General features: G+C 69.0%; 6 protein-coding genes. 4 read left to right on the top strand and 2 right to left on the bottom strand.

Going from position 1 to position 6,070, the window contains the following annotated elements:
* Positions 1 to 288 precede the first annotated feature (288 nt).
* The 4 genes from ACFPOE_RS05255 to ACFPOE_RS05240 all read left to right on the top strand — a co-directional run bounded on the left by ACFPOE_RS05255 (position 289) and on the right by ACFPOE_RS05240 (position 4,275).
* The gene (locus ACFPOE_RS05255) at positions 289 to 507 is read left to right on the top strand and encodes a hypothetical protein (RefSeq protein WP_376848968.1); all 219 of its coding nucleotides are present in this window, start codon (positions 289 to 291) and stop codon (positions 505 to 507) included.
* A gap of 67 nt (positions 508 to 574) precedes the next feature.
* Positions 575 to 1,579, top strand: a complete 1,005-nt coding sequence (locus tag ACFPOE_RS05250; RefSeq protein ID WP_376848967.1) for a cation diffusion facilitator family transporter — start codon at positions 575 to 577, stop codon at positions 1,577 to 1,579.
* 179 nt (positions 1,580 to 1,758) lie between these two features.
* Positions 1,759 to 2,091: a hypothetical protein gene (locus tag ACFPOE_RS05245; RefSeq protein ID WP_376848966.1), complete on the top strand. Its 333-nt coding sequence runs from the start codon at positions 1,759 to 1,761 to the stop codon at positions 2,089 to 2,091.
* 132 nt (positions 2,092 to 2,223) lie between these two features.
* Positions 2,224 to 4,275: an alpha/beta hydrolase family protein gene (locus tag ACFPOE_RS05240; protein WP_376848965.1), complete on the top strand. Its 2,052-nt coding sequence runs from the start codon at positions 2,224 to 2,226 to the stop codon at positions 4,273 to 4,275.
* Between the two features lie 58 nt (positions 4,276 to 4,333).
* Here the strand turns inward: ACFPOE_RS05240 and ACFPOE_RS05235 are convergent, their stop codons facing one another.
* Both ACFPOE_RS05235 and ACFPOE_RS05230 read right to left on the bottom strand, forming a co-directional pair.
* Positions 4,334 to 5,362 (bottom strand): dienelactone hydrolase family protein, encoded by a 1,029-nt coding sequence (locus ACFPOE_RS05235; RefSeq protein ID WP_376848964.1) that lies wholly within the window; start codon positions 5,360 to 5,362, stop codon positions 4,334 to 4,336.
* Positions 5,363 to 5,433: 71 nt separating this feature from the next.
* A complete protein-coding gene (locus tag ACFPOE_RS05230) occupies positions 5,434 to 6,060 on the bottom strand; it encodes a phosphatase PAP2 family protein (protein ID WP_376848963.1) in 627 nt (208 codons plus the stop codon).
* Between the last annotated feature and the right edge of the window lie 10 nt (positions 6,061 to 6,070).

Raw genomic sequence — 6,070 nt, 5'->3', positions numbered from 1 at the left:
TCTGTCATTCATAAGGAAAGTCGGATCGATCTGGTTAGGAGGACACAAGGGGCCGCGCCGCAGGCCAAAGGCGGGGGCGCGTGCGGATTGTGCGGCGCCGATCCTTAACAGAGCCCGACCAGCGAATCAGTGAATCTACGTAGCCGCAATGCCTGCCGTCCCGGGTGCCCCCGACTGAGCGGTGTGCGGGGGACAGGCTGCAGCGAATGTCAAGCGCGCCCCGGCGGCCGCGTGGGGGAACTCCGGCGGTTACACACGCCCAATGCCGCGCTGACGCAGAATCGGCGCATGCCAAAGAAAAACCCGGTTCCGTCGGCCGACGTGAACGACATCGTCGCCCTGATCGAGGATGCTGCCGACCTCACCTCCAGGGAGCTGGAACAGGAACAGAACGCGCTGATCGAGGAGCTCAAGAAGCGCAGCTGGATGTCGCACACCGCGCAGCAGCTGGCCGGGCGCATTCCGGTCTCGATCTTCGCCATGGGCGACCTGGTGGCCGCCGACTGAGCGTGCCACCGCTCCCGTGGGCCAGGGCAGGGGGCTGTATGCTCAGCCCTCCTCAAGCCCCCTAGACATGCAAAACCAGCCCCCGGACCGCAAGCAAGACGCGCACGCCCACCACGGGCACGACCATCACGAGGACCACGACCACGGGCCCGCCCATGCCGGGCATGCGCACGCCGGCCATTCCCATGGGTCGCCGGCCGACCTCGGAAGAATCTTCCTGGTTGGCATCGCGCTGAACCTGGCCTTCGTGGTGGCGGAGTGGGTGTTCGGCGTGATGTCGCAATCGCTGGCGCTGATGGCGGACGCCACCCACAACCTCGGTGACGTCCTCGGACTGGGACTGGCGTGGGGCGCCTACCAGCTGTCGCGCCGCGCGCCCTCGGAGCGCTTCACCTATGGGCTGCGCGGCAGCTCGATCCTGGCGGCGCTGGCCAACGCGCTGATCCTGGTGCTGGTCACCGGCGGCCTGGCCTGGGAAGCGATCCAGCGGCTGGCCGATCCCCAGCCGGTGGACGGCGTCATCGTCATCGCCGTCGCCCTGGCCGGCGTCGTGGTCAACGGCGTGACGGCCTGGCTGTTCATGTCGCGCCAGAAGAGCGACCTGAACGTGCGCGGCGCCTACCTGCACATGGCCGCCGACGCGGCCGTCTCGCTCGGCGTCGCGCTGGCGGGGCTGGTGGTCATGGCGACCGGCTGGCTGTGGCTGGACCCCGCCGTCACGCTGGTGCTCGGCGCGGTGATCGTGGCCGGCACGTGGGGACTGCTGCGCGCCTCGTTCAAGCTGGCGCTGCAGGCCGTGCCGGAGGCGATCGACACCGCCGCGGTGCGCGATTACCTCGGCCAGCTGCCGGGCGTGGCCGGCGTGCACGACCTGCACATCTGGGGCATGAGCACCACGGAGAACGCCATGACGGCGCACCTGGTCTGTCCTTCGGGCCATCCCGGCGACGACTTCCTGCAGCGGATCGCGGCGGACATCGACCGCAAGTTCTCGATCCACCACGTGACGCTGCAGGTGGAACTGGGCGACACCGGCCGCACCTGCGTGCTTGCACCGCCTGAAGTGGTGTGAGCCTGGGCGCCGCGCCAGGCCTCGCGCGCGGGTGGCAGCTAGGGATATTTCCTAGCAGCGACCCGCTATTTCCTGAGCGGGCGCGGTGCCCGCCTCGTTCATAGTCTTTCTGCCCGTGTGCGTCGCGACAGCTGACGGCTGGCGTGCGGCGAGCGGTCAGGGAAGGCGATCAACGATCGATGAACATCCAGCGCGCTCCTGCCGATCACGGCGGCCCGTCGGCGTGGCCGCTGCACCCGGTGGCCGCCCCGGTCGCCGTGTTCCAGCCCGCCCCGGACCCGGCCGGGCAGGCGTTCGAGGCCTGGCGGGCAGCCGACCTGGCGGCGGCGCAGGCAGAGGCGCTGGTGGCCGAGCGCTTCGGCCGGTACCTGCGCAACGCCGGCCCGGCGCCCGAGGATGAACTGGTCGATGCCGCCAAGCGGCTGCGCCACATGGCACTGCTGCTGATGGTGGGCGCATTCGGCAGCATGGCGCCCGGGCTGCCGCCGCGGGTTCGGCCGACCGCCCCCTGAGATCCTCCGGCCGGTCCGGCGCCGCTGCGTCCGGCGCCGACCGGCACTTGCCGCGTTTACACTGCGCACCGATGCCGATGCATGGAGCGCGATTCGGCGACTGGCCCACTGGTCACCCTGGAGGAACGCCGCATGTCCGTCGAATTCCCTCTGGCCGCCCGCATGGCGGCCCTCTGGATGGTTCTGGCCTCGTCCCTTCTCGCGCCCCCGGCCGGCGCGGCCGCCGCGAACGGTCTGCAGCTGCCGAGCATCAAGAGCTTCTTTCGCAACCCCGACGTCGCCGACATCCGCATGTCGCCCTCCGGCCAGTGGCTGGCCATGATCGTGCGCGGGCAAGCGACGCGAAATGCGCTCGCCGTGGTCGACATCGACAACAAGACCCCACCGGCGATCGTCGCGAACTTCTCCGACGCGGACATTCGCTCGGTTCGCTGGGTCGGCGACGACAGGCTGGTCTTCAATCTCTTGGACGGCGAAAGAGGGGGCGGCGACCAGGCCTTCGGGCCCGGGCTCTATTCGATCCATCGCGATGGCAGCGATCTGCGCCAGCTCATCAAGTCCAAGCGCGAATTCGTCCGTCAGGCGGGCACCATCCGCCGCGAGACGCTCGAATGGAATCACGAGCTTCTGGCCGTGCCCCGCGACGACAGCCCTGAAGTCATCATCGGCGAGTACGACCTGAACTACGCGTACGAGGTCCAGGCGGTCAAGGCGCTGCGCCTGGACATCGACACCGGCCGCACGCACTCGCTGGCCGTCGGCAGCCCGGCGTACAGCCGGGAATGGCTCTTCGATCCGAAAGGCGAACCGCGCGTCGTCGTCGCGGAGCATGAAGGCGTGGCAAGGACGTATTGGCGGGCGCCCGGCCAGGACGCCTGGGCCTTGATCGCCACCGACCCCGCGCAGCAGCGATCGTTCTCGCCGTATTTCGTCGACGGGGCCGGGAACCTCTTCGTGTCTGCGGGCCACGGCAAAGACCGCAGCGGGGCGTTGAAACGCTTCAACTTTGCCACGGGCAAGCCGGACGGCGATCCGCTGGTCGTCACACCGGGGTTCGACGTGAGCGGCCCGATGATCCTGGATGCGAGCGGGACGAATGTGGTGGGCCTTCGCATCGTCACGGATTCGGTCACCTCGGTCTGGTTCGACCCGGCGATGAGCGCGATCCAGAAAGCCGTCGATGCCAGGTTGCCGGGCCACGCCAACGTCATTGCGACGTGCAGCCGCTGTGCGCAGGTCCGGTCGGTGCTCGTCTTCTCGTCGTCGGACCAGGATCCGGGCTCCTACTGGATCTACCGGCCAGCCTCGGACGACTGGCGGTTGATCGGCAAGAAGCGCGCAGACATCGATGCGACGCGCATGGCGACACTGGATTTCTATCGCATCAAGGCGCGCGACGCCATGGACCTGCCGGTCTGGGTGACCACGCCGCCCAAGAGCGCGCCGGGAGGCGCTTCGGGACCGCGAGCGGCGGTCGTGCTGGTGCACGGTGGCCCGTGGATGCGCGGCACCTATTGGCGCTGGGACCCGGAGGCACAGTTTCTTGCTTCCCGCGGCTACGTCGTCATCGAACCGGAATTCCGGGGCAGCAGGGGCTTCGGGTTCGTCCATTTCCGCGCCGGCTGGAAGCAGTGGGAAGGAGCGATGCAGGACGACGTCGCCGACGCCGTGCGCTGGGCGGCGGGCAAGGGATTGATCGACGGCAAGCGCGTCTGTATCGCCGGAGGAAGCTACGGGGGCTATGCGACGCTCATGGGCCTGGCCCGCTACGCAGACCTGTACCGCTGCGGTGTCGCGTGGGTCGCCGTCACCGACCCACGCCTGCTGTTCCAGGATAGCTGGCAGTCCGACTTCGATGCCGAGAATCGCAATTTCGCCATTCCGACCCTGGTCGGCGACCCGGTCAAGGACGCCGAGCTGCTGCGGGCGGCCGCGCCAGTGGAACACGCGGCGCAGATCCGCGCGCCGCTGCTGCTTGCGTTCGGCACGCAGGATCGCCGCGTGCCTCTGGAGCACGGCACCCTCATGCGCGACGCCCTGCATGCGGCGGGCCGGGATCCCGAATGGGTCGTCTACGTCGACGAGGGACACGGCTGGCTGAAGGTGGAGAACCGGCTCGATTTCTGGGGCCGTGTCGAACGCTTCCTGGACCAGAATCTCAACGGGGTTGCGCCCGCGCACTGAGAAAACGCGGCGACTGCCGCGTCGCCGTATGCCTGACATCGGCCATGGTGGCCTGCTCTTATCGGCCGCCGGCCGGCAGGTGGAACACCTCGCGCACGAATGCCTGGGCGTCGCTGCGTGACTGGCGGAAGGCTGCTTCGTTGCGCCCGACATGGACGCCGCGCCGCACGCAACTCCTGAAGAGCTCGTCCAGCCGGGCCGGATCGACCCGGCTGCCGTCGCGTTCGGCCGTGATAACCCAGGGCTCGATGTCCCAGCGCAGCACGCCGCAGGGCGCGCCCGAGGTGGCGTTGGGCAGCAGGAAGACCTGGTACATCGCGTCCCACGAATGGTTGGCGTGCGGGTACTTGATCGTGCGGATCGGTGCGCCCGCTGCGGCGTAGCGGGCGGCCAGCTGCTCGCAGGGCGCGGCCGTGGTGTAGTCGTCGTCCGCGCCCACCAGGTTGAGCATCGGCGCCCTGGTGATCTCGGGCGACCAGTAGACCTGGTTGCATCCCGCATAGACGGGGATGTGCAACGCGAACTTCAGGTCGGACTGCAGGATGGCGCGTCGAAACGGCTCGATCGCGGTGCGAAACGCCACCTCTCCGCCCCGCGAAAATCCCATGACACCGATCCTGGCGCGGTCGATGCCGGGGTGGCCGGCCAGCAACTGCAGCGCCATGAACGCATCGACCAGGTTCGCCGCCGGCGGCACCAGCGTCTGATCTTCCGCAGTGCGGCGCACACCGCGCGGCTCGAAGCTGCTGACCACGAAGGTGGCGACGCCGATGTCGTTGAAGGCGTCCACCCACTGGCCCATGCTCTTCTCGATGCCGCCGCTGCCATGCATCAGGACGATCGCGGGGACCGGACCGCTCGTCCCCTTGGGCAGGCTCAAGTCGCCCCAGACCTGCTGGGCCGGCCATTTCTCGCGGGCGGTGCGCGCCACGTCATACATGGTCCTGGGCGTGTAGCTGGCAAAGCCGATGCGGCCGCCCGCGTCGGCGGCCAGCGCCTGTGCCGAGGCCGCGCAATGGAAGGCGAGCCCGTACAGAACCGCCACCACGACCAGGCGGCACAAGTCGATCGCGCGAGCCGCAATCATCTCCCGGCGGCGACCAGGACATCCGCTGGCGGATGCAGAGCGCGCGCAATTGCGCATCCCGCGACCGGGGCTCAAAAGCGCCTCCTGAAGCCGATGGTGAGGCCATGGGGCAAGACCGTCGCGCTCCAGGCGGATTGACGCGAGTACTCGTAGTAGCCGATGCCGGCACCGAGCGCGGCGCCGGCCAGCACGTCGGTCTGCCAGTGGGCCTGGCTCTTCATGCGGGCGATGCCGACATACATGGGCAGCGCAGCGAGTCCCCAGACCGCCGGATGGTCCGGCGCGTACTCGGCGATGAAGGGCGTGACGATGGCGCTGATGTGCGCCACCTCATTGCTCGGAAAGCTGCGATTGGATGCGGAACCCCACCAGTCGTTCGGGTCGTTGCCCTGCGAGGGCCTGGCGCGCCGTGTCACGGCCTTCAGCCCGGTGGCCGCGATGTCGGCGAGCGCCATCGATTCAGCGGACTTCCAGAAGGTCTTGCCCAGCCTGCTGTCGCTGCCCTCCCAGAGCGCGCCGCCGAGCACGGTCAGCGCGGACAGGTCGTAGACGGCGCGCTGGTTGCGGCGCGCCCAGATTCCGCTCTCGTCCAAGGCCAGCCGATGGTCGATGCCCAGCGGGCCGCCGGCCGCGCAGGCAGCCCCGGACAGCACGCAGGCGACCAGCGCCGCCGCGGTCGCCCGCAGATGTCGGGTCATCGGCATCTCC

This window comes from Caenimonas terrae, assembly GCF_042655405.1.
Lineage (GTDB): Bacteria > Pseudomonadota > Gammaproteobacteria > Burkholderiales > Burkholderiaceae_C > Ramlibacter > Ramlibacter terrae_A.
Note: the sequence above shows the minus strand (reverse complement) of the source record. Positions and strands in the feature narration are given on the sequence as shown.

Excerpts from the sequence above, each read along its gene's own strand:
- ACFPOE_RS05255 (WP_376848968.1), top strand. The coding sequence starts at position 289 with ATGCCAAAGAAAAACCCGGTTCCGTCGGCCGACGTGAACGACATCGTC.
- ACFPOE_RS05250 (WP_376848967.1), top strand. The coding sequence starts at position 575 with ATGCAAAACCAGCCCCCGGACCGCAAGCAAGACGCGCACGCCCACCAC.
- ACFPOE_RS05245 (WP_376848966.1), top strand. The coding sequence starts at position 1,759 with ATGAACATCCAGCGCGCTCCTGCCGATCACGGCGGCCCGTCGGCGTGG.
- ACFPOE_RS05240 (WP_376848965.1), top strand. The coding sequence starts at position 2,224 with ATGTCCGTCGAATTCCCTCTGGCCGCCCGCATGGCGGCCCTCTGGATG.
- ACFPOE_RS05235 (WP_376848964.1), bottom strand. The coding sequence starts at position 5,362 with ATGATTGCGGCTCGCGCGATCGACTTGTGCCGCCTGGTCGTGGTGGCG.
- ACFPOE_RS05230 (WP_376848963.1), bottom strand. The coding sequence starts at position 6,060 with ATGACCCGACATCTGCGGGCGACCGCGGCGGCGCTGGTCGCCTGCGTG.